25 protein-coding genes are annotated in these 24090 nt (G+C 62.8%); 8 read left to right on the forward strand and 17 right to left on the reverse strand.

Annotated features, from left to right (window positions below; genetic code table 11):
• Positions 1-7: 7 nt before the first annotated feature.
• From M1L53_RS17435 to uraD, 4 genes are all read right to left on the reverse strand, one after another.
• Positions 8-1321: an 8-oxoguanine deaminase gene (locus M1L53_RS17435; RefSeq protein WP_232319072.1), complete on the reverse strand. Its 1314-nt coding sequence runs from the start codon at positions 1319-1321 to the stop codon at positions 8-10.
• Between the two features lie 53 nt (positions 1322-1374).
• The gene (pucL, locus tag M1L53_RS17440; protein ID WP_030535035.1) at positions 1375-2277 is read right to left on the reverse strand and encodes a factor-independent urate hydroxylase; all 903 of its coding nucleotides are present in this window, start codon (positions 2275-2277) and stop codon (positions 1375-1377) included.
• Between the two features lie 64 nt (positions 2278-2341).
• Positions 2342-2671 carry a hydroxyisourate hydrolase gene (gene uraH / locus M1L53_RS17445; protein ID WP_003940720.1) on the reverse strand — a complete coding sequence of 110 codons (330 nt, stop codon included), beginning with the start codon at positions 2669-2671 and terminating at the stop codon, positions 2342-2344.
• Entirely contained in the window at positions 2668-3186 is a 519-nt protein-coding gene (gene uraD / locus M1L53_RS17450) for a 2-oxo-4-hydroxy-4-carboxy-5-ureidoimidazoline decarboxylase (protein ID WP_042922194.1), read from the reverse strand. The genes uraH and uraD overlap by 4 nt, the downstream gene beginning before the upstream one ends.
• Positions 3187-3316: 130 nt before the next feature.
• On the opposite strand from uraD, the gene M1L53_RS17455 reads away from it, so the two are divergent.
• The gene (locus tag M1L53_RS17455) at positions 3317-4117 is read left to right on the forward strand and encodes a tyrosine-protein phosphatase (protein ID WP_007727222.1); all 801 of its coding nucleotides are present in this window, start codon (positions 3317-3319) and stop codon (positions 4115-4117) included.
• Here M1L53_RS17455 and M1L53_RS17460 read toward each other — a convergent pair whose 3' ends face one another.
• From M1L53_RS17460 to M1L53_RS17500, 9 genes are all read right to left on the reverse strand, one after another.
• Positions 4118-4480: a VanZ family protein gene (locus tag M1L53_RS17460; RefSeq protein WP_042922147.1), complete on the reverse strand. Its 363-nt coding sequence runs from the start codon at positions 4478-4480 to the stop codon at positions 4118-4120.
• Positions 4477-4827 (reverse strand): hypothetical protein, encoded by a 351-nt coding sequence (locus M1L53_RS17465; protein WP_003940792.1) that lies wholly within the window; start codon positions 4825-4827, stop codon positions 4477-4479. Before M1L53_RS17465 ends, M1L53_RS17460 begins: the two co-directional genes overlap by 4 nt.
• Positions 4827-5252 carry a DUF1707 domain-containing protein gene (locus tag M1L53_RS17470; protein WP_003940708.1) on the reverse strand — a complete coding sequence of 142 codons (426 nt, stop codon included), beginning with the start codon at positions 5250-5252 and terminating at the stop codon, positions 4827-4829. The genes M1L53_RS17465 and M1L53_RS17470 overlap by 1 nt, the downstream gene beginning before the upstream one ends.
• 76 nt (positions 5253-5328) lie before the next feature.
• Complete coding sequence (locus M1L53_RS17475) at positions 5329-7125, reverse strand: acetyl/propionyl/methylcrotonyl-CoA carboxylase subunit alpha (protein WP_030535031.1); 1797 nt, start codon at positions 7123-7125, stop codon at positions 5329-5331.
• 138 nt (positions 7126-7263) lie between these two features.
• On the reverse strand, positions 7264-8664 hold the full coding sequence (locus tag M1L53_RS17480) for a condensation domain-containing protein (protein ID WP_003940858.1): 1401 nt from the start codon (positions 8662-8664) through the stop codon (positions 7264-7266).
• Between the two features lie 4 nt (positions 8665-8668).
• Complete coding sequence (locus M1L53_RS17485) at positions 8669-9085, reverse strand: SufE family protein (RefSeq protein WP_003940804.1); 417 nt, start codon at positions 9083-9085, stop codon at positions 8669-8671.
• Positions 9082-9987: a sulfurtransferase gene (locus M1L53_RS17490; RefSeq protein WP_003940962.1), complete on the reverse strand. Its 906-nt coding sequence runs from the start codon at positions 9985-9987 to the stop codon at positions 9082-9084. Before M1L53_RS17490 ends, M1L53_RS17485 begins: the two co-directional genes overlap by 4 nt.
• 118 nt (positions 9988-10105) lie before the next feature.
• Positions 10106-11569 (reverse strand): condensation domain-containing protein, encoded by a 1464-nt coding sequence (locus tag M1L53_RS17495; protein ID WP_042449587.1) that lies wholly within the window; start codon positions 11567-11569, stop codon positions 10106-10108.
• On the reverse strand, positions 11569-13062 hold the full coding sequence (locus tag M1L53_RS17500; RefSeq protein ID WP_054188168.1) for a condensation domain-containing protein: 1494 nt from the start codon (positions 13060-13062) through the stop codon (positions 11569-11571). Before M1L53_RS17500 ends, M1L53_RS17495 begins: the two co-directional genes overlap by 1 nt.
• 150 nt (positions 13063-13212) lie before the next feature.
• On the opposite strand from M1L53_RS17500, the gene M1L53_RS17505 reads away from it, so the two are divergent.
• Positions 13213-14910, forward strand: coding sequence for an MFS transporter (locus M1L53_RS17505; protein WP_042922151.1), 1698 nt, complete (start codon positions 13213-13215; stop codon positions 14908-14910).
• Positions 14911-14971: 61 nt separating this feature from the next.
• Positions 14972-16270 (forward strand): HNH endonuclease signature motif containing protein, encoded by a 1299-nt coding sequence (locus tag M1L53_RS17510; RefSeq protein ID WP_142006190.1) that lies wholly within the window; start codon positions 14972-14974, stop codon positions 16268-16270.
• 109 nt (positions 16271-16379) lie between these two features.
• On the opposite strand, the gene M1L53_RS17515 is transcribed toward M1L53_RS17510, so the two are convergent.
• Genes M1L53_RS17515 through M1L53_RS17525 form a run of 3 tightly spaced genes read right to left on the reverse strand, consistent with a single transcriptional unit; the run spans position 16380 to position 19016 of the window.
• Positions 16380-17021 carry a nucleoside triphosphate pyrophosphatase gene (locus M1L53_RS17515; protein WP_007731146.1) on the reverse strand — a complete coding sequence of 214 codons (642 nt, stop codon included), beginning with the start codon at positions 17019-17021 and terminating at the stop codon, positions 16380-16382.
• Between the two features lie 16 nt (positions 17022-17037).
• Positions 17038-17379, reverse strand: a complete 342-nt coding sequence (locus M1L53_RS17520; protein WP_007731147.1) for an acyl-CoA carboxylase subunit epsilon — start codon at positions 17377-17379, stop codon at positions 17038-17040.
• A complete protein-coding gene (locus M1L53_RS17525; RefSeq protein ID WP_003940853.1) occupies positions 17376-19016 on the reverse strand; it encodes an acyl-CoA carboxylase subunit beta in 1641 nt (546 codons plus the stop codon). Before M1L53_RS17525 ends, M1L53_RS17520 begins: the two co-directional genes overlap by 4 nt.
• A gap of 115 nt (positions 19017-19131) precedes the next feature.
• On the opposite strand from M1L53_RS17525, the gene M1L53_RS17530 reads away from it, so the two are divergent.
• The 5 genes from M1L53_RS17530 to M1L53_RS17550 all read left to right on the forward strand — a co-directional run bounded on the left by M1L53_RS17530 (position 19132) and on the right by M1L53_RS17550 (position 23388).
• Positions 19132-19986: a biotin--[acetyl-CoA-carboxylase] ligase gene (locus M1L53_RS17530; protein ID WP_003940755.1), complete on the forward strand. Its 855-nt coding sequence runs from the start codon at positions 19132-19134 to the stop codon at positions 19984-19986.
• Between the two features lie 118 nt (positions 19987-20104).
• The gene (locus M1L53_RS17535; RefSeq protein ID WP_007731150.1) at positions 20105-20680 is read left to right on the forward strand and encodes an HdeD family acid-resistance protein; all 576 of its coding nucleotides are present in this window, start codon (positions 20105-20107) and stop codon (positions 20678-20680) included.
• A gap of 74 nt (positions 20681-20754) precedes the next feature.
• Entirely contained in the window at positions 20755-21321 is a 567-nt protein-coding gene (locus M1L53_RS17540; protein ID WP_054187638.1) for a PH domain-containing protein, read from the forward strand.
• Between the two features lie 37 nt (positions 21322-21358).
• Complete coding sequence (locus M1L53_RS17545; RefSeq protein ID WP_003940916.1) at positions 21359-22039, forward strand: response regulator transcription factor; 681 nt, start codon at positions 21359-21361, stop codon at positions 22037-22039.
• A 26-nt stretch (positions 22040-22065) separates the two neighbouring features.
• Entirely contained in the window at positions 22066-23388 is a 1323-nt protein-coding gene (locus M1L53_RS17550; protein ID WP_007731154.1) for a HAMP domain-containing sensor histidine kinase, read from the forward strand.
• Positions 23389-23414: 26 nt separating this feature from the next.
• Here M1L53_RS17550 and M1L53_RS17555 read toward each other — a convergent pair whose 3' ends face one another.
• The gene (locus M1L53_RS17555) at positions 23415-24014 is read right to left on the reverse strand and encodes a GtrA family protein (RefSeq protein WP_007731156.1); all 600 of its coding nucleotides are present in this window, start codon (positions 24012-24014) and stop codon (positions 23415-23417) included.
• Between the last annotated feature and the right edge of the window lie 76 nt (positions 24015-24090).

Here is a 24090-nt window from a genome sequence, read left to right on the forward strand (position 1 = left end):
CGCGACCTCAAGCCTTTCCGAGTAGATCGCGGTGTGCGCGTGCGACATCCGAGGCCACGACGTCCTCGTCGACGGTGGTGACTCGTCCGTCGGCAACTACGATTCGTCCGTTGACGAGCAGTAACTTCAGCGGGGGAGTCGAGCCGAGTACGAGCGCCGCCACCGGATCGGTGATGCCGGCATGCGCGACGGTGTCGAGTTTCCACACCGCCAGGTCGGCAAGTTTTCCGACCTCGATCGATCCGATTTCGCCCTCGCGGCCCAGAACTCGTGCGCCGCCGATCGTTCCCAATTCCAAGGCTTTTCGTACCGTCATCGTCTGCGGTCCGCCCTTCGCGCGAGCAAACAGAAGTGCATGACGAGACTCCTCGATCAGGCTGCAAGCTTCATTGCTCGCCGCGCCGTCTACGCCGAGCCCCACGGTGACCCCGCCGTTCACCAAATCGGCGGCACGGGCGATACCGGCTCCCAGGCGCGCGTTGGAGGTCGGGCAGTGCGCCGCCGCAGTTCCGGTTCGCGCCATCGTCTCGATACCGGCGTCGTCGAGATGGACTGCGTGGGCGTACCAGACGTCCGGGCCCACCCAGCCGACTCGTTCCATGTATTCGACCGGCGTGCAACCGAAATGCTCGCGGCAGAATCTCTCCTCGTCCAGTGTCTCGGCCAGATGCGTGTGCATACGCACGCCGTTTTCGCGGGCCAGCGTCGCGGACTCGCGGAGCAATGCCTCCGTCACCGAGAAGGGTGAGCAGGGAGCTACCGCGATCTGCAGCATCGATCCGGGATTCGGGTCGTGCCAACGGTCGATCACCGACTGCGTGCCGGTCAGGATGTCATCGAGTTTTTCCACGACGTGATCCGGTGGCAGGCCGCCGGAACTCTGGCCGAGATCCATCGACCCACGACACGGGTGGAATCGAAGGCCGACCTGCGCAGCAGCGGTGATCTCGGCCTCGAAAACGTCGCCGGCGTCGCGGGGAACGACGTAGTGGTGGTCGGTGGTGGTCGTACATCCGGTTTTCGCCAACCACGTGAGGCCGCCGGTGGCCGCCACGTGGACGGCGTCGGCGTCGATACCTGCCCAGACGGGGTACAGGGTGGTCAGCCACTCGAAAAGCATCGAGTCCGCGGCCAGGCCTCGGGTGATCCATTGGTAGAGATGATGATGTGTGTTGACCAGACCCGGCGTGATCAGGCAACCACTCCCGTCGATCACTTGCGCACCCGGGTATTCGGGTGGCGTTCCGGCGCCGACGTCGACGATCTTGTTGCCCGAGATCACCACATAGCCGTCGGAGTACTCGGAGCGGTCGCCGTCCATCGTGACCACATGAGCGCCCGCCACGACGAGTGTTGCCCCGAGAGCTGATTCGGTCACGACAACCAACCGGCGTAGGTGGTCCACGACGGTCCCGCGTCTGGTGCGTCGGATCGGCTGACCGCAGCTTGGATCAGGCCGTACGGACGATCCGCAGCGTGGAACACCTCGTTGTCGTTCTCCACTCCGAAGCGGCCGAGTGCATATTCGAAATGATGCTTGTTGGGTGCGGACAGTCGAACCTCCGCGATGATCGGGAATTCCTCGAGGATTGCCTTGCCGATGTGGAAGAGCGTCTGCTGCAGGGCAAGTGAATGTACCTGTGCGAACTGCTTGACGATCTGTGCCTTGATTCCCGCGTAGACCGATTCCCAGTCGACGTCGGTGGTGACGAATCGCCACTGGGCGACCAACGTCGTCGCCATGACGCGGTCGTCGGTCGGCTCGAGAACGGTGTACGGATCTTCGAGAAAACCCGAGAACTCACTACCGGTCGATTTGAGGATCACGAGGTCCTTCAGACCGCCGATCACCCATGTCCCGGTATCGGCGATGGTGATCGACGCCGTCCGAACTTCCTGACCCTTCCGAATCCAGGTGTAGTCGTGCTCGCTGCCGTCGACAATCGCACGCTCCCAGGCGTATTCCTCGATCTCGATCCGCGCGCCACTGACCGGTTCGATGTCGTCGACGAAATGACGGGCGAGTTCGAGTCCGTACGTCTCGATCGAGATCAGACCCTTTTCCTTGGCGTAGGAGTAGGCCGTTTGTTTCTGCGTGTCGGTCGGCAGAACCTTCGATTGATCACCGGTGAGGTACGCGTCGGCGAAATCTCCACGCAGGCAGGTGGAGACGTTGATGTCGTGAATTTCGTGACGGGGGGTGTCTCGATAGATTCGGACTACTCGATTTTCCGCTTTGCCGTACTGGTGACCCGATAGTTCGATCGATCCGCTCAACCGTTCGGTGTTCGTACTGCCGGTTGTGATGTTGCCGGTCGTGATGTTTTCGGTAGTCACGTGTTCAGCTCCCGCGATAGGTGGAATAAGCAAAGGGCGACAGCAACAGTGGGACGTGATAGCCCCGTGCCGTGTCGTCCACCCGGAAGGTCACTGTCACTTCCGGGTAGAAGTTTTCTTGTCCGTTGGTCTCGAAATACGTTCCGGTGTCGAAAGTCAGGGTGTAGTGACCGGCGGTCAGGCCGCTGGGAGCAAGTTCGGGGATGCGGCCGTCGGAGTCGGTCTCCGCAGTGGTGACGGAGGCGCCGTCTCGATCACGAAGTTCGACGCGAATCCCCGCCGCGGGGTTGCCCGTCGTCGCGTCGAGAACGTGCGTGCTGAGGGTCTTGCTCATGCTGTGCCTCCGGCGAGTGCATCGATCAGACGGGCGAGTCTGATCCGATTGATGGCGGCCAATTCGGTTCGAAGCACGGAACGCTCGGTCGCCGGGTCGTTTCGGAGACGACCTCGAAGGATGTCGAGGAGCTCCGTTCCAGATTTCCCCGACGCGCAGACCAGGTAAACATGGCCGAATGTCTCTTCGTACTCGGCGTTCTTCCGTCGAAGTTCCGCGAGTACGTCTTCTGTCGCCGACGAGACTCCCGACTGTTCACGGGTAGAGGACGCGCTCTCGCTTCGCTCACCGATTCGTGGGTGGCCGGAGAGAGCGTCGTCGATCTCGGACTCGGGAAGCTCGGCCAGCACCGCATCTGCTTTGTCGAACAGAGCTTCCAGATCGGCGAACGGGCGAGACGAGGCGATTTCCTGTGCCCACACGGCGGAATGGCAACACTCGAGCAGCGCCGCGACTGCCTGGTGGTCACCGAGCGCATCGAAGGCTCCGAGACCACTGGAATTCGTTGTAGGCATGTCCACAGGATTACTTGAGCATGTTACGGATCTGTAGCGCAGCAATTACGGGAGATGATGTGTCTCGATCTTATTTCTCCGGCTGCTCTTCCCCGATCACGGTTTCTCGGCGACCGATACATTCTCAGGTATGACCGATACTCCGAAGCTGTCTTCCGTCGTACCGTCCCTGGCGAACCTCCGAGACATCGGTGGCCCCGAATCGAGCTTCGGTGGCACCGTCCGCACCGGGAGCGTGTTTCGTTCCACCGATCTGGCATCGCTCAGTGCGGACGGCGCACAGACCCTCGCCGATCTGGGCATCGTCACGATCTACGATCTGCGCACCGAATCCGAACGCGAGACGGCACCGGATCTGACGCCGGACGGTATCCGAGAAATCGGCCTGGACGTATTGGCGGACAAGCAGTATCGCGCCATTCCGGCTCAGATGCAGCAGATGATCGCCGACCCGGCGTTTGCTGCCGAAGCGTTGGGCAGCGGCCAGGCGCTCGAGTACTTTCAGGGAAGTTACCGCGATTTCGTGACCTTGCCGAGTGCGGTCGCGTCGTACCGGCAACTGTTCGTCGACTTGGCGCAGCCGCCCAGCTCGCCGGCACTCATTCACTGCACCACGGGCAAGGATCGCACGGGTTGGGCAGCGGCCGCGTTACTGCTGTTCCTGGGTGCCTCCGAGGACGCGGTCTTCGCGGACTACCTCGAAACCAACAAGATTTTGTTGCCGATGTTCGCGCCGCTCCTCGAGCGATTCGAGGCCAAGGGGATCGACCCGACCCTGCTCGAGGGTGTCCTCGGTGTCAGGCGCGAGTACCTGGAGGCGTCGATGGCAGAGCTCGCGCAGGTACACGGATCCATCGAGGCCTACTTCACCGACGGCTTGAAGATCGACGCGTCGACCCAGGACCAATTGCGAAGCAACCTGCTCAGCTGATCAGGACCTGCTCGGCTCGTCTCGGCGGGAAGTTCGTCGCCTCGTCACGAGGCTGACGATACCGATCCCGATGGCGATGCCGAGCAGGTCGGCGCTGCCGTCCCAGATCGAACCGGAACGCGAAATGGGCAGCGCTGCTTGAAGAACCTCGGACGTCGCGGCAAAGATCAACAACCACACAGCCGTGAGCCACACCGGGATCCGCGCGTGCAACGAGGTGATCGCCAATACCGCGAACATCAGCGTGTGAGTGATCTTGTCGGTGTTCTCCGGGCTCGAGGGCACGGTGGAACCCGGGGAGAAGAGCATGATCAGGGCAATGACCACGGCGATCGCCAACGGCCAGTATCGGTTGTTCTTCAATTCGTCTGCCCCTCGACGACGACGAGTCCGAGTGCACCTTCGGCGAATCTGGTGACGGCGTCGGCGGCCGTCGTGAGCGCCTCGGTGTGCCCGTCGCGGGCCCAGCCGGTGAGCAGGGCGGTGGAGTCGAGAGGCGTCAGAACGACCTCGGCGAGAAGCTCACCGGTGTTGGGTTGGCACACTGCCCAGGAGTAGACGCTGTTTTCGTGCCACTGAGCGCTTCGCTGACTCACGTAATCGGGGTCGGTGATACCACCATCGGCAAGGGCGGGGCGGTCGTCCACACGCTCGTCTGCGCGTAGTGCGCGTAGATACCAGCCGCCTGCGTTGATCTCGATCGGCTCCATCAGTCGGAGTCCCGCTCGCGGCGGCGCTTGGCTTTGCGTTCCCGGTCGGTACCGAACAGCAGTGCACCGGCCAGGGGAATCGCGAGGAACCACAACCAGGTGCCGGTGACGAAGAACAGGATCACCGCGAGAATCGGGACGACGGCCATGACGCGACCGGACCAGTCGGGGTTGAAGCCTCGCTCCGCCGGCGCGTCGGGAGGCGTCACCATCGACAGTGGAGCGGTGCCGGGGGCTTGGTAGTTGCCCGGAAGATCGGCGAACACCGGAACGAGTTCACTGCGAGTTGTTGCGGCACTGACGATTCCGCTTCTCTCGTCGAACTCGGTGACGGTGAGGCGGCCTGCGGCGAAGTGCTCGCTCAGGAGATCGAGTGCCTGCTCGCGTTCTGCAGTGCCGATGCGAATGTCGGGGACGTCAGCCATCGTTACAGCCTACTCAAACGACTGTGCGCCTTTCCGGTAGTGGGGACTACCGGAAAGGCGCACGGGGCCGGAGGCCCTACTTCAGTTCTGCGAGAACCGTTCCCTGCGTGATTGCTGCACCCGGCTCGACGGACAGTCCGGTGACGACACCGGCCTTGTGCGCGTTGACGGGGTTTTCCATCTTCATGGCTTCGAGAACGGCGATCAGATCGCCTTCTGCGACTTCCTGGCCTTCGGTCACTGCAACCTTGACGACGGTGCCCTGCATCGGAGCCGTGACAGCGTCACCCGATGCTGCACCTCCGCCGGCGCCGCCGCGCTTGCGCGCCTTCGGCTTCTTGCGGATCGCACCGGAGGCAGCGCCGCCGCCGTTGCCGAGCGAGAACTGGCCCGGGAGGGAAACCTCGACGCGACGTCCACCGACCTCGACGACGACGTTCTGACGCGGCAGAGCCTCGTCCTCGTCGTCTACGGGAGCACCGGCGCCTGCGTACGGCTCGATGGGGTTGACCCAGTCGGTTTCGATCCACTTGGTGTAGATGTCGAACTTCTCGCCGTCACCGATGAACGCCGGGTTCTCGACGATGTGGCGGTGGAACGGGAGAACGGTCGCGAGGCCGTCGATCTCGAACTCGGCCAGAGCGCGCGATGCCCGCTGGAGGGCTTCTTCGCGGGTGGCGCCGGTGACGATGAGCTTGGCGAGCATGGAGTCGAATTGTCCGCCGATGACGTCGCCGGCAACGACACCGGAATCGACGCGAACGCCGGGGCCCGTGGGCTCACGGTAGACGGAGACCGGGCCGGGGGCAGGCATGAAGCCGCGGCCGGCGTCTTCGCCGTTGATGCGGAACTCGAAGGAGTGTCCACGCGGGGTGGGATCTTCCTTGATGGAGAGTTCTTCGCCGTTGGCGATGAGGAACTGCTGACGCACGAGGTCGATGCCCGCGGTCTCTTCCGTGACGGGGTGCTCGACCTGCAGGCGGGTGTTGACCTCGAGGAAGGAGATGGTGTCGCCCTGAACCAGGTACTCGACCGTTCCGGCGCCGTAGTAGCCGGCTTCCTTGCAGATGGCCTTGGCGGATGCGTGGATGCGTGCGCGCTGGTCGTCCGTCAGGAAGGGAGCGGGAGCCTCTTCGACGAGCTTCTGGAAGCGACGCTGCAGCGAGCAGTCGCGGGTACCGGCGACGACGACGTTGCCGTGCTGGTCGGCGATGACCTGAGCCTCGACGTGGCGGGCCTTGTCCAGGTACTGCTCGACGAAGCACTCGCCGCGACCGAAGGCTGCGATGGCCTCACGGGTGGCCGACTCGAACAGCTCGGGGATTTCCTCGATGGTCTGGGCGACCTTCATGCCGCGTCCACCGCCACCGAAGGCAGCCTTGATCGCAACCGGGACGCCGTATTCCTTGGCGAATGCGACGACCTCGTCGGCGCCCTTGACGGGATCCTTGGTGCCTGCTGCCATCGGCGCCTTCGCGCGTTCTGCGATATGGCGTGCCGTGACCTTGTCGCCGAGGTCGCGGATGGACTGCGGTGACGGACCGATCCAGATGAGGTTCGCGTCGATGACGGCCTGGGCGAAGTCGGCGTTCTCGGAGAGGAAACCGTAGCCGGGGTGGATGGCGTCGGCGCCGGACTTCTTGGCTGCGTCGAGGATCTTGTCGAACACGAGGTAGGACTCGGCGGACGTCTGTCCACCGAGGGCAAATGCCTCGTCTGCGAGCTTCACGAACTGCGCGTCTGCATCGGGCTCGGCGTAAACGGCAACGCTGCCGTAGCCGGCATCCTTGGCCGCCCGGATGACCCGTACCGCGATTTCACCGCGGTTCGCGACAAGCACCTTCGTAATGTGCGCGCTGGCATGACTGGGCACTGAGCCTCCTGTGGTTCGCATAGTCTGTCTCCGCGGTGTATTCCTCTGGGATTTCACCATCGGGGGATTGGCATCACTTCGGAGTGTATGCATCGCTTCGGCGCTGGTTGTAACCGGATCGCTAAAGCCCACTCCGGCTTAGGAAACGGTTTCGAAAACTACCGATGAGTAGCTGTCGGAGGTGGCGGCGTCCGGTTCGGTGACGATTTCTTCGATGGTCCGGCGCAGTGCGGCCACGTAGGCGTGAACCGCGGCGTTCGCCGTCTCGTTGCCTGGGTACCTGACCGCGAGGTTGAGTCCCTGGGGTGTGCGGTTGATCCAGATGTAGACGTCGTGCGTATATGCCTTGCTTCGAAGTGCTCTGGCGTTCCATTCGGGCCATTGTGCGGCTTCGGGCACGAAGCGAACGTCCATGTAGGACACGACGAATCGCGGTCGGATCGGGGTTTCGAGGTGCTCACCGATCCGATCGAACGGGACAGCTGCGGCAGGCTTGACCGAAGCGATGGATTCGGCGGCGCGTGTCGCGAGGTCGCCGAACGAACAGTCCGATCCAACGGCGAACTCGACCGGGCACAGTCCGACGAACCAGCCGAGCGCGCCCGCCCACTCCTGAGCGCTGCGGGTGTGAACTGGCGTCACGACCTCGAATCGATCGGATCCCGCGACTTCGCGACCTACAGCGGCAAGTCCGCCGAGAAGTCCGGCGAAGTACCCCACGCCGGTGGCTGCACACGTCGAACTGAAGGCCTTGGACTGGTCGGCGTCGAGCAGCCAGGTCGACAGGCCGTTCTGAGAATCGGTTCCACGGTCACCGATCGGTAGCGGGAACTGGGGTAGACCGTCCGTGCCGAGAGCCTTTCGCCAGATCTCGACCGCAGCCTTCTCGGCTTCCATGTCGGCCATCTGCTCGCGTTCGACGGCACCGAAATCGACGTAGCTGCCCACCGGAAACAGATTTGCAGCACTACCGGTCGAGGCCTCGCGGTACAGAGCTGCGATCTCGTGAGCGACCAGCACGATCGAGAACCCGTCGATGATCGAGTGGTCCGCCGCGAAGAACACGGTGAACGGACCGTCGCCACCGCGGGGCGTCAACGTCGCGAAGACGTACGACGGCCAACTGTGCGGGGACGCGTAATCGTCGAACAGGCGGTGAAGGTGGTCGAAGTTGTCCTGGCTGGACGCGTCGTAGCCGTGGCTGACGACCCCGATGTCGATTCCGCCGAGCGGGACCGTGTGCCGGGTGATCTCGCCGCTCGAGGGTTCGAGGACGGTATGCGAGCGCAGAACTTCGTGACGGTCGATCCACCGGCCGAGAGCGACTCGGAACGCATCGACGTCGAGCGGGCCGGAAATCTCGAAAGCTGTTCCCAGCCAAGACTTGTCGCCTGCGCCTGCAGCGGAACGGTTGAGATGTGCCTCGTGAATGTAGGAGACGGGCCGCGGATCCGGAACCCAGGGCCCGGTTGCGCACGGCAACCATTCGACGAGTGCGCCGGCCGGAATCGCATAGTCGGCCAGTTCGGTGAACTCCATGTTTTCAGCCCCGCAAGTGCCGCTTGATGCGCGCGAGCATGGCCGACATTCCGCGCAGACGGAGCGGGCTCACGGCTTCTGCGAGACCGAGCGCCGAATAGAAGTCGTCGGGTACACCGAGGATCTCGTCGGCGCTGTGGCCGTCGAGCCCCTGCGCGAGGATCGATGCGAAACCACGCGTCGTGGGAGCCTCGGGGGGAGCGCTGAAGTACAGACGGACGTTGTCGCGATCCGAATCGTCGACCGAGAGGAAGAGCGGCGACTGACATTCGGGGACCGGCTCCATCGCGCTCTGCTCGAGCTCCGCCGGCAACGGCGGCAGCTCTCGGCTGAACTCGAGAAGAAGGGTGAGCTTGTCCGAGGCGCCGACGGCCGCGAAGTCGTCGACGATCTCGGCCAGAGCCGAAGGAAGAGCGCTCATGACGCCGATACAGAGGACGGAACGGCGCCGGGCTCTTCGCCCTGGACGATCGGGACGCGCACGGCATTGCCCCACTCGGTCCACGAACCGTCGTAGTTACGAACGTTCGGGTAGCCGAGAAGATGAGTCAACACGAACCAGGTGTGACTGGAACGCTCACCGATGCGGCAGTACGCGACGATGTTGTCGTCGGCCGACAGGTCGCCGTAGATCTCGCCGAGTTCGGTACGGGTGCGGAAGCGGCTGTCCGGTGCCGCTGCCTTCGCCCACGGGATGCTGAGCGCGCTGGGAATGTGTCCACCACGCAACGCACCCTCTTCGGGGTAGTCGGGCATGTGGGTGCGCTCGCCGGTGTACTCCTGCGGAGATCGCACGTCGATGAGCGGCCCGTCGCCCAAGTGCGCGAGAACGTCGTCCTTGAATGCGCGGATGGGAGCGTCGTTGCGCTCGACGACCGGGTAATCGGTCGACGTGATGTCGGGAACGTCGAAAGCGGTGTCGCGGTTCTCGGCGATCCACGCATCGCGGCCACCGTCGAGAAGACGGACGTCCTCGTGGCCGAAAAGAGTGAAGACCCACAGTGCGTAGGCCGCCCACCAGTTGCTCTTGTCGCCGTAGATGACCACGGTGTCGTCGCGGCCGATGCCCTTGCGGTTCATCAACTCTGCGAACTTCGCACCGTCGATGTAGTCGCGGGTGACCGGATCGTTGAGGTCGAGATGCCAGTCGATCTTCACGGCTCCGGGGATGTGGCCGACGTCGTACAACAACACGTCTTCGTCGGATTCGACAACCTTGAGGCCCGGCGCACCGAGATTCGCCGAGAGCCATTCCGTCGAGACCAACCGGTCGGGATGCGCGAACTCGGCAAACGCGGTTGAGGGATCGGGGGCAACGGGCACGGGCGTACTCCTGAAGACGAATCGTTCGGTTCGAACACGGACTTGATCGATTCTATGCGCTGTGCGCAAGGTGAGACGCCCGGAAGCAGGTTCTGCCTGCTCGTGCCCGTTGCCGACCCTAAATCCTCGGTGTTCCTGCTCCGACGCTCGAATCTCTCAATTGTTCGGTGACACTTCCGATCGGCGTCACGCCCCGGGCGCAGACTTCTCTCAGAATCCGGTCGAGTTCGGTGAGGAAATTCACCATGGTTTCGTTTGCCGTCTCGGTATCGGGAAAGCGTGAACGCAGCGAGAGACCACGGTTCGTTCGCGAAATCCAGAACTGGGCATCGTCGGCGACCGTCACATTGCTGATGTGATGGGCGTTGAGGAGATCATGATCGTCTGTGCCGGGTAGTTTGCGGTAATCGATGTACGACACCATGAAGACGTCGGTGCGTGTGCGTCGAATCTTGTCGCCCAAAGCATCTCGAACCTGGGCCATGGTGACGCCCTCGAGCGTCAACGCAACTCGGAACGACGCGTGCGTATGTGCAAGGGATGCACCGAAATCCGCGTCGGGAGTGATCTGGACCGTGATCGGCGCGCTGGTGGTGAGCCAGCCGATCGCGTCGGCCCACCGCGGATCTTTGCGAATGTGAAGCGGAAATTGCAGCGGAAGCGTCGACTGCCCGGTGTACGAGTGGACGGAAAGTCCCATCGCAGTGAGGATTCCGGTGAACACGCTACCGCCGGCGGATAGGCAGATCTCGTCGAACGTCGCCGTCAACTCCTCGTCGAGCAGCACGCGCACATCGGCGCCCTGCGGCGCGGGCTTTCCGCCCTCGACGCCGAGATCCAAGGGGAAACTCGGTGATGTGCCACCGCAGATCTCGTAGAACCTTGCCCACTCTCGGATTCGAGGGTCGTTGTCGACGGGAAGCAGAGCGTCTGCCTCCAGTTCGCAGTACCGCACGAAACTTCCCGGGTCACCCAGTCGGCTCATCACTGCGTCGACGGCCTCGTGGTCGGTCAGATCGGGTAGGGCGATCAGTCCCTCGTAGATCTGTCGCAGTTCCCCGAGAGCAATGACCAACGAGTAGCCGTCGACGAGTGTGTGATCGAACGCGCTCAGGACCGTGTAATGCTCTTCGCGTTCGACCGTGGCAAACGTGTATGCAGGGAAGGTCAGTGGATCGCATACCGTCGTGAATCGCTTCTTGAGATGCGCTCGGAGGTCTTCGGTCGAATCGAATTTCAGAGGTTCCGAAGTCTCGATGTGTGTGCCGTCTGGATCGAGTCCCATTCGGGTGGTGGTGAACTCGCCCACCTCGAATCCTGTGTGCAGAGTGTCATGGCGACTGATGAACAGGCGCAGCGCGAGATCGAGTGCAGGCCGATTCAGTTCTCCGGGAAGGTCGAATGCGGCTGCCATCCACACACTCCGGCCCATGCCGTGTGTTCGCGCAGTCTCGAGGTGAAAATGCTGGTTGTACGACGGTGGTACTTCCGACTCGGTGACGGCGCCGTCCGCGGGCTGAAGCGACCATTCGGTGACGATTCCGGGGTCGAGTCCGTATCGATCGATCGAGGTGACATGCATCAGGCCACTCCCTCTGGTGCCACGAACGAGTAGTCGCCTTGAGCTGCAACAGTTTTGATGATCTTCGAGACATGCTCGGCGAAGCGGGTGGCCGATTCGTGGGCAATGGGGGTGTCGGGGTGAGACACGGCGATCCAGGTTCCGGTGTGCATCCGGTTGATCCACATCGACGCGATCTGAGTCTCTTTGCCGCCGACGATTCCCGTTGCCTTCGTCTCGGCGTAACTGTATGGATCCGGCATGCGTCGGCCGTCGATGTACGAGACGATCGGCGGCGGGGTGAGCGTCTTCGACAGTCCGCCGGGTGCGGAATCCGACTCGGCCAAGCTCGACAGAACCAGATCGATGACCTGCTGCACGGAGACATCGAGGAGTGCCTTGCCGTCGTGGTACCCCTGCTGCCCGAGCTTTGCCAACTCGGTGAAGCGTCGCTTGTCGTCGACGTCGATGCCGACCGGGATCAGGTTGATGTACCAGCCCTGTGCAAACGAGTCGGCCTCGGTTCGTGTGCTGACCGGCGAGAGGGCGATGTACTTGTCGCGCCCGGCCAGTTCGAATTCCGCAATCGCGAGCGCGGTGAATATTCCACCGATGAAGTTGGCGCCGTTGGCTTTACAGACCGCACCGAACTTCTCGCACTCGATGTCATCGGCCAGGTCGAAGCGTGAACCGATTGCCGGTTTGGGCGCGTCTTCGGCCCCGAGCGGGAGCGGAAATCCGGGGAACGAGCCGCCGCTGCGCATGAGGTAACCGAGCCACTGGTGCACTTCGGGTGACTGCATCGTCAGTTCGGTTGTTCGCTCGCGTTCGACGCGACCGAACTGTGCGTAACTTCCCGCGGGGCCCAGTTCGGGATGTGACCCGGTCGTTTCCGCTGCGTAGAGCTGACGCAATTCCGCGTACATCAACACCATCGAGTTCATGTCCGAATGGGCGTGGTCGACCGCATGGAACAGGGTGAAGCTCGGATCGGCTTCGAGGTCGGCATGGTGGTGCTCGACGGCACCGAACACGAAGGCCGGCCACTGCAGCGCGCTGGTTTCGGTGGCGAACTTGGTCGCGACGAGCGCGCGGATCGCCTCGGATTCGGAGACGTCGTCGCCCACGCGGTACTCGAGTTCGATGCTTTCGACCGGCACCACGTGTCGACGGACCTCGAACGAGGTGTCCGCAGCGTCGGTGGTTGCTTCGTCGAACGAGAACCAGCTGTGCAGCGTGTCGTGGCGACGGATGTAGCGCTGAAGGGCTCGCGTCATGGCGTCGCGGTCCAGTGTTCCTGCAAAATCGAAGGCGATACCGATCCACGGAGACTGCGGATCGCCCTTCTCCGCGGTGACGCGGGCGCGTCGCAGGTGGCGATCCTGCATCGTGGTCGGGGGTAGTTCTCGGTCGATCTCGGCTTCGGCGGCTCGTTGAGCGGAAGCATGCGTGACGCCCCATTCGATTACCCGCCCAGGAAGCGGGTGCCAATGGGTGATCAAGTTCAGATCCATCGAGTAGAACTCCTGCGTGTGTCGTCGAGAAGCCTGCTCTGAAAATGGGCAGACGACGAACTATCCCATCTGGGGGACTGAATTGTCCGAAATACTACAATCTAAACAAGAACAGGTTCTAGAAGCGTTGTGTTCGATTAGGATCATTCGGTGCTTCCGGACCCTTTAGGTGACGCTGTCGGCGCCGACCACAAGGGCGGGCGGCGAGCTGGTTCTCTGACGCCCTGGCTCGGGTTGGCGACGAGTCTGGCGGCGGCATTCATGCAATTGCTCGACGCGACCATCGTCAACGTCGCGCTTCCGAGTATCGCCGTCGATCTTCAAGCAGGCGTATCGGCGCAGTTGCTCATGGTCAGCGTGTACATCCTGGCTTTCGCGTGTTCGTTGATCACTGCAGCGCGGCTGGGGGACCTGTTCGGCCGTAGAGTTGTTTTTCTGACCGCCCTGTCCGTATTCGTGGTTGCCTCGTTGCTGTGCGGGCTCGCGCAGAGCGCGACGATGTTGATCGTCTTCCGGGGTCTGCAAGGATTGGCGGCCGGTTCGATGTCCGCCCAGACGTTTGCCATCATCTCGGGCCTGTTTCCGAAGGCCAGGCATCCGCGAGTCTTCGGGATCTACGGTGCGACCATCGGGCTCGCAACGGTCAGCGGGCCTCTGATCGGTGGGCTGCTGATCGAGTGGAATCTGTTCGACTGGGGCTGGCGCCTGATCTTCTTCGTCAACATCCCGATCGGCATCGCCGCCTTGATTCTCGGATATTTCCATCTCGTCGATGCTCGCGCTGAGCATGTGCGCTCACTGGACCTCATCGGCGCCGCACTGTCATCACTGGCGCTGTTCCTGCTGATCCTTCCCCTGGCCGAGGGAAGGGCGCGCGGATGGCCCACAGGTCTTGTCGTAATGCTCGCGATGTCGGCGCCGGTGGCAGTGGCGTTTGTGCTCTACGAATCGCGTTTGGCGAAACGAGGCGGCGATCCGGTCCTTCGTCTCGAGCTTTTCCGCGACCGAGCCTTCACAATCGGCGCGGTTCTTGCGTTCGTTTTCTTCGGAACCCTGACTTCCTTGATCTTCACCATCAGTCTCACCCTTCAGTTCGGCTTCGGGTTCTCCGCATTGCGAGCGGGCGTCATGACGCTGCCGTGGGCCGTCGGAATGGGCGTGGCGGCGGTTCTCTCATCGGCGGTGTACCGGATGCTCGGAAACCGTGTTCTGATCCTGGGGATGGTCGTCTTTGCCGGCTCGCTGATCGCGCTGTCGATCATCCTCGAACGCGAAGGAACCGATCCACGCTGGCTCGCGCTCGCCGGTCCGCTGCTTCTCGGTGGCGCAGGTCTCGGACTGTTCGTGGCACCACTGCAAACCGCGATCCTTGCGACGGTCGAACCCGCGCACGCGGGTTCGGTGTCGGGACTGCTTCCTACCGTTCAGCAGGTTGGCAGCTCCATCGGACTGGCCTTGATCGGAGTGGTGTTCTTCTCGCTCGTCGCGGGGCAAGCTCCGCAAGCAGTGCAGGGGGAGCGGCCAGAGTACGTTGCGAACCTTGAAGCTGCCGGCGTTGGTCCCGGCCTGATCGACATCGCCGAAAAGGCCTTTGTCGATTGCGCAACAAGCCAATTGGCATCCGGAACACCGATGGAGGTGGCGCCGGAATGTCGCCGGGACGGCTCCGCCGGTGCCGGGGGTCAATCCGTTCAGGTGGCAGTTGATGCCGCGTACGCATCGACTCGCGCGGCGGCCGGCGAAGCATTTCTCGAAGCGCAGCGCCGTGTGCTCGCGATCATCGCAGCAATTGCGCTCGGTATCGGATTGGCGTCGACTGCTCTGCCGCGGGTCAATTCGCCGGTCTGAAAATTGCCCTTGACTCGAACGGGTGTTCGAGTACCCTGTATCCAGGGGATCGGGGGGTTCAATGAGTGTCTTGTTGTCGGATGTGGTGTCGGGTTCTGCGGTGGGGTTGCGCGGACGGTTGTGGCGGTTGTCTGCTTCGGAGTTACGTGCGGCTGCGGTGTCGGCGAGCGCGGAGATTCTTCGTCTCGAGGCTGTGCGGGTGGCAGTGGTCGACGAACTCTCGATGCGCCCGGATGATCAGGTGATCGCCAGCCGCGGGGTCGGTTCGTGGTTGGCGGCCAACACGATGCTGCAGGTTCGGGACGGGAAGAAGATCGCCGCGCTGGGTGCAGCTTTGCGGCCGTTTCCGGCGGTGGCGGCTCGGTTCGATTGCGGGGATTGCTCGTTCGATCATGCCGTGTTGATCGTGGCGTTCTGTGAGTCACCGCCGAAGGGGATGCCGGACGCCGCGCTCCCTCGTTGTATCGACCTACTGTTGGCGGCTGCGTCGGGTGTGGAGGCGACGACGACGAAGGTGCGGAACGTGATCGCGACGTTGGAGCGGTTGTTCGAGTCGGATGAGATTCCGCCCGCCGAGGATGTCGATCTCAATGAGTTGCGGATCGCGTCGACATTGAATGGTCGGGTGGTGGTGCGTGGTGATTTCGATGCCCTGACCGGTGAAATGTTGTTGTCGGCGTTGTCGAATCTGACGATGCCGACCCCGGCACCGGATGGGACGCCGGATTCTCGGTCGGCGGCGAAGCGGACCGCGGATGGGTTCACGGAACTGATCCGGCGTTATCTGGACTGCGCGAAGACTGGTACCGATGGTGGTCAGCGTCCACACGTGAATGTGCACATCAATGCTCGTGATTTGGCGGAGCATCGGGACTGCGCCGCCGCACCCTCCGATGGTGAAGAGTCTCCGTCTGATCTCGATGTCGGGCACATGCCGTGGCTGGGGCCGCTGTCGGTGTCGCAGACCAGGCTTCTCGGGTGTGATTGTTTCCTGTCCACCGTGCTGCTCGACGATCACGGCGCGCCGTTGGATGCGAAACCCGGGAAACGGGTGGTCACCGCGGAGCAGCGAGTGGCGTTGATCGCCCGAGACAAAGGCTGCGCGTTCCCCGGCTGCACGTGTGTGCCCGCGTGGACGGATGCGCACCATATCCGGCACTGGGCGAACGGTGGCCCGACGGTGATGAACAACCTGGTCCTGCTGTGCCGTTCGCATCATCGGTTGATGCACCGGAAATCCGGGTTCGTCGGGAAGTGGGAGATTCGGATCGGGGTCGACAACAAGCCGTTGTTCATTCCGCCGCCCTCGATCGACCCGCAGCAGCACCCGCGGCCGGCCAACACCACCTTCAAAACCTGAAGGGTCAAACCTTTTCGGTGACAACAAAAACGACCAGCTTCGCATCGGCATGGACCCGATGCGGGGCTGGTCAGTGGTGCTTAGAGAAAACGTGCCTGGAGAAAACGCGTCAGAAGATGCTCTGCGTGCGCCAGAGATCCGAGACGGAAACCCCGACACGCTCGAGAAGTGTTCGTACCAAAGGTAATCCGATACCGATGACACTCGAGGGATCACCCTCGATTCTCTCCACGAACCAGCCGCCGAGACTGTCGAGCGTGAATGCTCCGGCAACTTGGAGCGGCTCGCCCGTTGCCAGGTATGCCTCGAGATCCTCGGTGGACGGTTGCGCGAAATGAACGACTGTTGCGCTGTGATCCGAGGCCATGCGGACGATGCGGCCGTCGGCGACGCGTAGGACACAGTGCCCGGTCAAGAGAGTGGCGCTGCGTCCGGCCATTGCGGCCCATCGCTTTCGGGCGATATCGACGCTGCCCGGCTTGCCTTGAAGTTGCCCGTCGATCAGGAGCATCGAATCGCACCCGACGACGACTACGTCGGTGAGATTGTCGGCGGCGAGGCCGGGGACGATTTCGGCGGCCTTGGCCTCCGCCAGCACCGTCACGACTTTTTCGGGGGCGGCGTCGGGTCCGAGGTTGTCGGCGATCTTGTCCTCGTCGACGCCGGAGACACGCACAAGCGGCGAAACCCCGGCCGCCCGCAGAACTGCGAGGCGAGCCGGGGACGCTGAAGCTAGAACCAGTTGAGTCACGTCAGCAGAGTGATCGTCAGCTGCGACGGATCGCGGGGTTCAGGTACGCGTACGGCGAGAACGGCGCACGCGTGCGGTGGAACTGAGTCGGATCGCCCCAGGTCTCCGCGGGAACGTTCGACTCGGGAGCTTGACCGCTGCCGGCAGCCGCAGCAAGCACGCTGACCAGTGCCGCGATCTCGACGTCCGTGGGCGAACCCTTGACGATCTTGATGACCGACGCGTCGGAGGTCGACGTCTCGGTCAGCTCCGTGAGCGAAGCATCCGTCGCGGTTCCCTCGACGACCGCACCGTTGGTCGGTGCAGTCTCCGCCAGTGCGACATCTTCGCTGAGAATGTCCTCGGTGGTTGCGGTCATAGGGGAATGTTCCCATGCTTCTTGGGCGGAAGGGAAACGGCCTTGCGCTCTAGCAGTCGCAATGCGGAAACGATTTGTCCGCGGGTGTGCGACGGAGGAATGACAGCGTCGACGTATCCGCGCTCAGCGGCGACGTACGGGTTGACGAGGGTGTCCTCGTACTCGTTCTGCAGCTTGAGGCGCAATGCATCGACGTCTTCGCCGTTCTTCGCGGCTTCGAGAAGCTGCTTGCGGTAGACGAATCCGACTGCTCCGGATGCACCCATGACGGCGATCTGAGCGGTCGGCCATGCCAGGTTCACGTCGGCGCCCATGTGCTTGGAGCCCATGACGTCGTACGCTCCGCCGTAAGCCTTGCGGGTGATGACCGTGATTTTGCCGACCGTTGCTTCTCCGTATGCGTAGAGGAGCTTCGCGCCGCGACGGATGATGCCGTTGTATTCCTGCTCGGTTCCGGGGAGGAAACCGGGAACGTCGACGAGGGTGATGATCGGGACGTTGAACGCGTCGCAGGTACGCACGAAGCGAGCGGCCTTCTCCGAGGCGTCGATGTCGAGGCAGCCCGCGAACTGGGTGGGCTGGTTGGCGACGATGCCGACCGAGCGTCCGTCGACGCGACCGAAACCGACGATGATGTTCATCGCGCGCTCGGCCTGGACCTCGAGGAACTCGTCGTCGTCGAGGATGCGACGGATGACCTCGTGCATGTCGTACGGCTGGTTGGCCGAGTCCGGGATGAGGGTGTCGAGTTCGATGTCCTCGGCGGTCAGGCTGTCTTCGATCGAACCGACGATGGGGTCGGTGATCTCGCCGCGGGGAGCCGCTGCCTGGTTGTTGGACGGCAGGTAGCTGAGCAGGTCCTTGACGTAGTCGAGTGCGTCCTGCTCGCCGGAAGCGACGTAGTGGGCGACTCCGGACTTGACCATGTGGGTGCGAGCACCACCGAGGTCTTCCATCGTGACGTCTTCACCAGTGACTGTCTTGATGACGTCGGGGCCGGTGACGAACATCTGGGAAGTCTCGTCGACCATCACGACGAAGTCGGTCAGTGCGGGGGAGTAGACGTGGCCGCCGGCGGCGGGTCCCATGATCAGTGAGATCTGGGGGATGACACCCGAGGCCTGGACGTTGCGGTGGAAGATCTCGCCGTAGAGGCCGAGCGAGACGACGCCTTCCTGAATGCGCGCGCCTGCACCTTCGTTGATGCCGACGAGGGGCCGTCCGGTGCGGATCGCGAGGTCCATGACCTTGACGATCTTCTCACCGTAGATTTCGCCGAGCGATCCGCCGAAAACGGTGGCGTCCTGTGAGAAGACACAGACGTCGCGGCCGTCGATGGTGCCGTAACCGGTGACGACGCCGTCGCCGACCGGGCGGTTGTCAGCGAGACCGAAGTTCACACTTCGGTGCCGTGCCAGTGCGTCGAGTTCGACGAAGGAGCCCTCGTCGAGGAGGGCGGTGATGCGCTCGCGGGCGGTCAGCTTGCCTTTGGCGTGCACCTTGTCGATGGCGGCTTCGCCGCTCGGTGCCTGCGCCTGGGCTTGGCGATTCCGCAGGTCCGCGAGCTTTCCCGCGGTCGTGTGGATATCGGGTGCGGCCGCCGCCTCCGGCGCGTTCGGCTCTTGGACAGTGGTCATGGACGTGAGCTTAACGAGAGTGCGTGGGGGGCTTCGAAGGCAGGTCCGATTGTCGCTGTCTTGCAGGCTCAAGCTACTGACCAGTACATTCTCGCCGTCGTCATAGGCTGGGGCTATGTGGACCGACTTGAACCGACCGCCCCTCGACGGCAATGCCCTACGACGCGCACTCGTGCGCAGTGACAACGACGACGCGCGCGTTTTCTGGAACCGCCTCGACGTTGTCGAGGAGACCGGTTCGACGAACGCGGATCTCCTTGCGCGAGCGGCAGATCCGGATGCCGACCGTCACGTTCTGATCGCCGAATATCAGGCGAGTGCCCGTGGCCGTCATTCGCGCACGTGGGTGAGTCCGCCGCAAGCGCAGATCTCGATGTCGGTTCTGCTGTCGATGCCCGGAATGAATCTCGCGGACATGGGTTGGCTCCCGCTACTGTCGGGAATCGCGGTCGTCGACGCGCTGCGCAACGTGGCCGAAGTGCCCGCAGAACTCAAGTGGCCGAACGACGTTCTCATCGGTGACAAGAAGGTCGCCGGCATTCTGGCCGAGGTGGCGAGGACGGCGCCCGATCCCGCGGTGGTGGTGGGGATCGGGCTGAACGTGAGCCTCGGCGTCGAGGAGTTGCCCGTCCCGACCGCTACGTCACTGCTGATCGAAGAAGCATCGACTGTCGACCGCGACACTCTCGTTCGCGCAATCGCCCGTGAATTGGCGACGCAATTCCGTGCTTGGGAATCGTCGAAATGGGATACATCTGTGTTGGCTGCCGAATACCGGCAGCGCTGCGGGACGCTGGGCAAACGAGTCCGCGCGGTCTTGCCGGGCGACAAGGAGGTGTTCGGTATCGCGACCGACGTCGACACTTCCGGACGCGTCGTCATCGAAATCGAGGGAACAGATGGGGAGACCTTTGCGGTCGCAGCGGGTGATATCACGCACCTTCGCGCCGCCCCGGTCACCGAATCGTGAACGTTGCCGGATTTTCTGGCACCAAAGTGCTAATTTTTGGCCCGGACCGGTTTTCGAACCAACCGTCCGTCCTTCATTTCACTCAACTGCGGGATTTACCGAGCTGCCTAGGGGCGTCATGACCACACCGATCGTTGTTCCGACCGAAGCCGAGACGGCCGAGAGCGCTCGCCGCGTACTCACCGGCGTGACGGTGCTGCTCGGTGTCCTCACATTGGGACTGGGTATCGCGGTACTCGCGTGGCCGGATGCCACCCTGTTCGTGGTCGCGGTTGTCATTGCGATCCAGCTGTTCGGATTCGGAATCGTCCAGATCATCCGTTCGTTCGCGGACGTGACGGCTTCGGGTGGAACTCGCACGCTCGTCGCGATCTCCGGCGCGTTGGCAGTGCTCCTCGGATTCCTGGTTCTCCGTAGCCCTTTGCAGACGGTGGTTCTGATCGCGTTGGTGATCGGTGCCTGGTGGGTATTCCGTGGCGTTCTCGATCTGGTCGACGCGGCGTCCGGGCACACCGTCGATCGCGGTCTGTCGATCGTGCTCGGAGTCATCAGCATCGTCGCGGGTGCAATCGTCCTTCTGCAGCCCGAACTCTCGCTCGACGTCTTCCGCATCGTGGTCGGCGTGTGGATGGTGCTGTACGGCATCATCATCGTCGTGACCCCGTTGGTGCTGCGAAAGCTCGCGCAGCCCTGAGCGTTGCCCTGAAGGCGGGTGTGCCTGAAAGTCGGTATGCCTGAAAGTCGGTGCGGGGTGGCAGACTTCCCGTCATGGGATATCCCGAAGACGCCCTCGCTCAGGACGAGGAACTGATACTGCATCGCCATCCTCATTGGAAGATGTTGGTGCTTCCGGCGCTGACGTTCGTGCTTGCGACGGCCGTCGCCGGGTTCTTGCTGGGCCTCGCACAGACGAGATTGGACGGCACGGCTCGCACCGTGTCGTCCATTGCCGTCGGAATCATCTGGCTCGGTGTCGTGGCCTGGCGGTCGGTTGCGCCCTTCACGGTTTGGAAGTTCACGCATTTCATCGTCACCGATCGGCGAGTGCTCATCCGCCACGGAGTGCTCACGCACACGGGTATCGACATTCCCATGGGACGGATCAGCAATGTTCAGTTCCGTCACGGCCTGATCGATCGAATGCTCAAGACCGGAACTCTGGTCATCGCATCTGCCAGTGACGATCCGCTCGAGTTCGACGACATTCCTGACGTCGAGCACGTTCACGCTCTGCTGTATCACCAGGTTTTCGATTCCATGCAGCAGCCACCATCGCAGGTACCGCAGTGGCCGTCAGGTGAAAACGACGACCCGAATGATCGAAATGGCTGGTAATCAACGTGCAAAGGCGTGTTGTCCGTAGTCTGTTCGTGTGACTGCCGTATTGCTAGCCGAAGACGACGAGGCCATTGCTGCACCCCTTTCCCGCGCCTTGGGGCGTGAAGGGTATTCGGTGACGGTCGAACCGACCGGACCCGCTGCGTTGCAGCAGGCGCTCGAAGGTGATTTCGACCTGTTGATTCTCGATCTCGGCCTTCCGGGCATGGACGGCCTCGAGGTCTGCCGACAGATTCGTGCGCATCGCACCTCGCTCGCCGTGCTGATGTTGACCGCCAGGACCGACGAAGTCGACTTCGTGGTCGGGTTGGACGCGGGCGCCGACGACTACGTCAGCAAGCCGTTTCGTCTCGCCGAGTTGATGGCACGTGTGCGAGCACTCCTGCGTCGCCACGGTGGCCGCGAGGACACGATCGTCGAGGTCGGTGGCATCAGGCTCGAGCCCGCGGCACGACGCGTACTCGTCAACGGCTCCGAAATCGCCTTGGCCAACAAGGAATACGAGCTTCTGCGGGTCCTCCTCGAGCACGCCGGGGAAGTGGTCTCGCGCGATACGATCCTTCGTGAGGTGTGGGGCGACGTCGAGCTTCGTGGATCGAAGACGCTCGACATGCACATGTCGTGGCTGCGCCGCAAGATCGGCGACGAGGGCCCCGCCGTGGAACGCAGGATTGCCACCGTCCGCGGTGTCGGTTTCCGAATCAACACCGACTAACTTCTCGAGAATCAGGAACTGCCGGCATGCGGCGTCGCATATTGCAGTCGATTCTCGCTGTCGTGATCATGACGGCGTTGCTGCTGGGGGTTCCGCTGATCTACACGGCGTGGCTCTGGGTGGAGGACGTGACGCGAAGTGATCTCCGGGTGCGCCTCGACCGGATGGCCGCTGAGGTCATCGCGCAAGAGGGGACGAACGGACTCGTCGAAGGTGCGTTGAACACAGATTCGCTCAAGGTTCTCACCCCGAACGACGGGCGCCTCGTCGTCGTGTATCCGACTGTCGTCGACGGCGCTGCACGCGTCGACGTCGGTGAGGCGACGGTCAAGAACGCACTCGTCGAATCGCTCGCGATGGGAACGTCCGGCTCGTTGCGCCTCGAGGTGCCGTCGGAGAACCTGCGCACCCAGCAGAAACAGGCGGTGATGGCTGTCGGCGTGCTCGTGCTTCTGTCCATCACGGCAGGCACCGTGGTTGCTGTGGTCACTGCGCGTCGGCTTGCCGATCCGCTGCAGGATGTGGCCGACCGGGCGGCGCGCCTCGCCGAAGGCGACTTCCGGCCGGATCCTCGTCGGCACGACATCCCCGAACTCGACCGCGTGTCCGACGTCCTCGATGCGGCAACCGTGGAGATTTCGGTGCGGCTGCAACGAGAGCGCGCGCTGGTTGCGGACGTCTCGCATCAACTGCGCAGTCGACTGACTGCAGTGCGGCTGCGCCTGGACGAGTTGTCCGTTCACGAAGATCCTGACGTCGTGAACGAGGCCGAGGAAGCCATGGCGCAAGTGGACAGGCTCACCGACGGAATCGACGACCTGATTCGCTCGTCGCGCACCAGTGGGTCATCGGCGAGTCTGGTGTCGGTAGTCGGCGAGCTGGAACAGGTGACTCGCGACTGGCAGGCTCAGTTCGACGGAGAGGGACGCAGGCTGCGCCTACGCGGCGATCGCACGGTGATGGCTGCGACCACAGGTTCGCGTCTGCGTGAAGCTGTTTCCGTTCTGGTCGACAATTCGTTCGAACACGGTGAAGGCACGTGCACGGTGTCGGTGCGATTGATCGACGGTACGGGTCGCAGTTCGTCTCGCCGTGACTCGATGGTGTGCGTCGAGGTCACCGACGAAGGCTCCGGTGTGGAGAACGATCTGGCGCCGCACATCTTCGACAGAGGATTTTCGGGGGCGGGGTCCACCGGCGTCGGGTTGGCGCTCGCACGTGCACTGATCGAAGCCGACGGGGGCCGCCTGGAACTGCAGAGGCGTAAGCCTGCCTTGTTCGCCGTCTTCCTGCCGGTGGCCAACACGGCGCCGACCGCGGACGTCGTTCCGCACCGCGAACCGCGCTGACCGAAAGGTCGGCGCAGACGGAAAACTCAGGAGTGCCCGAGCTCCTCTTCGGCATCAGGAATTACCGGGTCAGGCGCCGTGGTTTCGGATAACGCTGTGGTTTCGGACAATCCTGTGGTGTCGGACAGCTCGAGCGGTTCCGGATTCTCGTCGGGAAACACGAACTTGCGGAAGGCCCAGAATCGGAACGCCATCTGCAGCAGGTTGCCGATGACATATGCACTGATGAAGTCGGCGATGTTCTCCGTCGCCAGGCTGACTTCGGGTACGCGCAGGTTGAAGACGTAACTGGAGATGTACAGCGGGATGAAGCTGATGACGACACCGATGGCGCTGATGATGAAGAACAGCGCAGCTTCGTGCGCTGGTTCACGGCCACCACGGTTCTTGAACGACCACTCGCGGTTGAGAATGTACGACGCGATCACCGCGACGACGCCGGCGATGATCTTGGCCGTGATCGGCTTGGATTCGAGGATCGACAGCTTGAGTGTGTAGAAGATGCCCGAGTCGATGAGGAAGGTCGTTCCGCCGACGATCGCGAATTTGATCAGCTCGCTGTGACGCAGAGCGATGTCACGAAACGGTTGGGGTATGCGGGCAATGACCCCGTCGACAAATGGCACAACAGATGAGTTTACGAAACGAAACCGCGTTACCACCAATTTGCCGCGGATTCATCAGCAGAATCACAGATTGGGA

Source organism: Rhodococcus sp. T9N (assembly GCF_024436645.1).
In the GTDB taxonomy this organism is placed as follows: domain Bacteria; phylum Actinomycetota; class Actinomycetes; order Mycobacteriales; family Mycobacteriaceae; genus Rhodococcus_F; species Rhodococcus_F qingshengii.

Excerpts from the sequence above, each read along its gene's own strand:
- M1L53_RS17435 (WP_232319072.1), bottom strand. The coding sequence starts at position 1,321 with ATGGACGGCGACCGCTCCGAGTACTCCGACGGCTATGTGGTGATCTCG.
- uraH (WP_003940720.1), bottom strand. The coding sequence starts at position 2,671 with ATGAGCAAGACCCTCAGCACGCACGTTCTCGACGCGACGACGGGCAAC.
- uraD (WP_042922194.1), bottom strand. The coding sequence starts at position 3,186 with ATGCCTACAACGAATTCCAGTGGTCTCGGAGCCTTCGATGCGCTCGGT.
- M1L53_RS17455 (WP_007727222.1), top strand. The coding sequence starts at position 3,317 with ATGACCGATACTCCGAAGCTGTCTTCCGTCGTACCGTCCCTGGCGAAC.
- M1L53_RS17465 (WP_003940792.1), bottom strand. The coding sequence starts at position 4,827 with ATGGAGCCGATCGAGATCAACGCAGGCGGCTGGTATCTACGCGCACTA.
- M1L53_RS17470 (WP_003940708.1), bottom strand. The coding sequence starts at position 5,252 with ATGGCTGACGTCCCCGACATTCGCATCGGCACTGCAGAACGCGAGCAG.
- M1L53_RS17480 (WP_003940858.1), bottom strand. The coding sequence starts at position 8,664 with ATGGAGTTCACCGAACTGGCCGACTATGCGATTCCGGCCGGCGCACTC.
- M1L53_RS17485 (WP_003940804.1), bottom strand. The coding sequence starts at position 9,085 with ATGAGCGCTCTTCCTTCGGCTCTGGCCGAGATCGTCGACGACTTCGCG.
- M1L53_RS17495 (WP_042449587.1), bottom strand. The coding sequence starts at position 11,569 with ATGCATGTCACCTCGATCGATCGATACGGACTCGACCCCGGAATCGTC.
- M1L53_RS17500 (WP_054188168.1), bottom strand. The coding sequence starts at position 13,062 with ATGGATCTGAACTTGATCACCCATTGGCACCCGCTTCCTGGGCGGGTA.
- M1L53_RS17510 (WP_142006190.1), top strand. The coding sequence starts at position 14,972 with ATGAGTGTCTTGTTGTCGGATGTGGTGTCGGGTTCTGCGGTGGGGTTG.
- M1L53_RS17520 (WP_007731147.1), bottom strand. The coding sequence starts at position 17,379 with ATGACCGCAACCACCGAGGACATTCTCAGCGAAGATGTCGCACTGGCG.
- M1L53_RS17525 (WP_003940853.1), bottom strand. The coding sequence starts at position 19,016 with ATGACCACTGTCCAAGAGCCGAACGCGCCGGAGGCGGCGGCCGCACCC.
- M1L53_RS17530 (WP_003940755.1), top strand. The coding sequence starts at position 19,132 with ATGTGGACCGACTTGAACCGACCGCCCCTCGACGGCAATGCCCTACGA.
- M1L53_RS17535 (WP_007731150.1), top strand. The coding sequence starts at position 20,105 with ATGACCACACCGATCGTTGTTCCGACCGAAGCCGAGACGGCCGAGAGC.
- M1L53_RS17540 (WP_054187638.1), top strand. The coding sequence starts at position 20,755 with ATGGGATATCCCGAAGACGCCCTCGCTCAGGACGAGGAACTGATACTG.
- M1L53_RS17550 (WP_007731154.1), top strand. The coding sequence starts at position 22,066 with ATGCGGCGTCGCATATTGCAGTCGATTCTCGCTGTCGTGATCATGACG.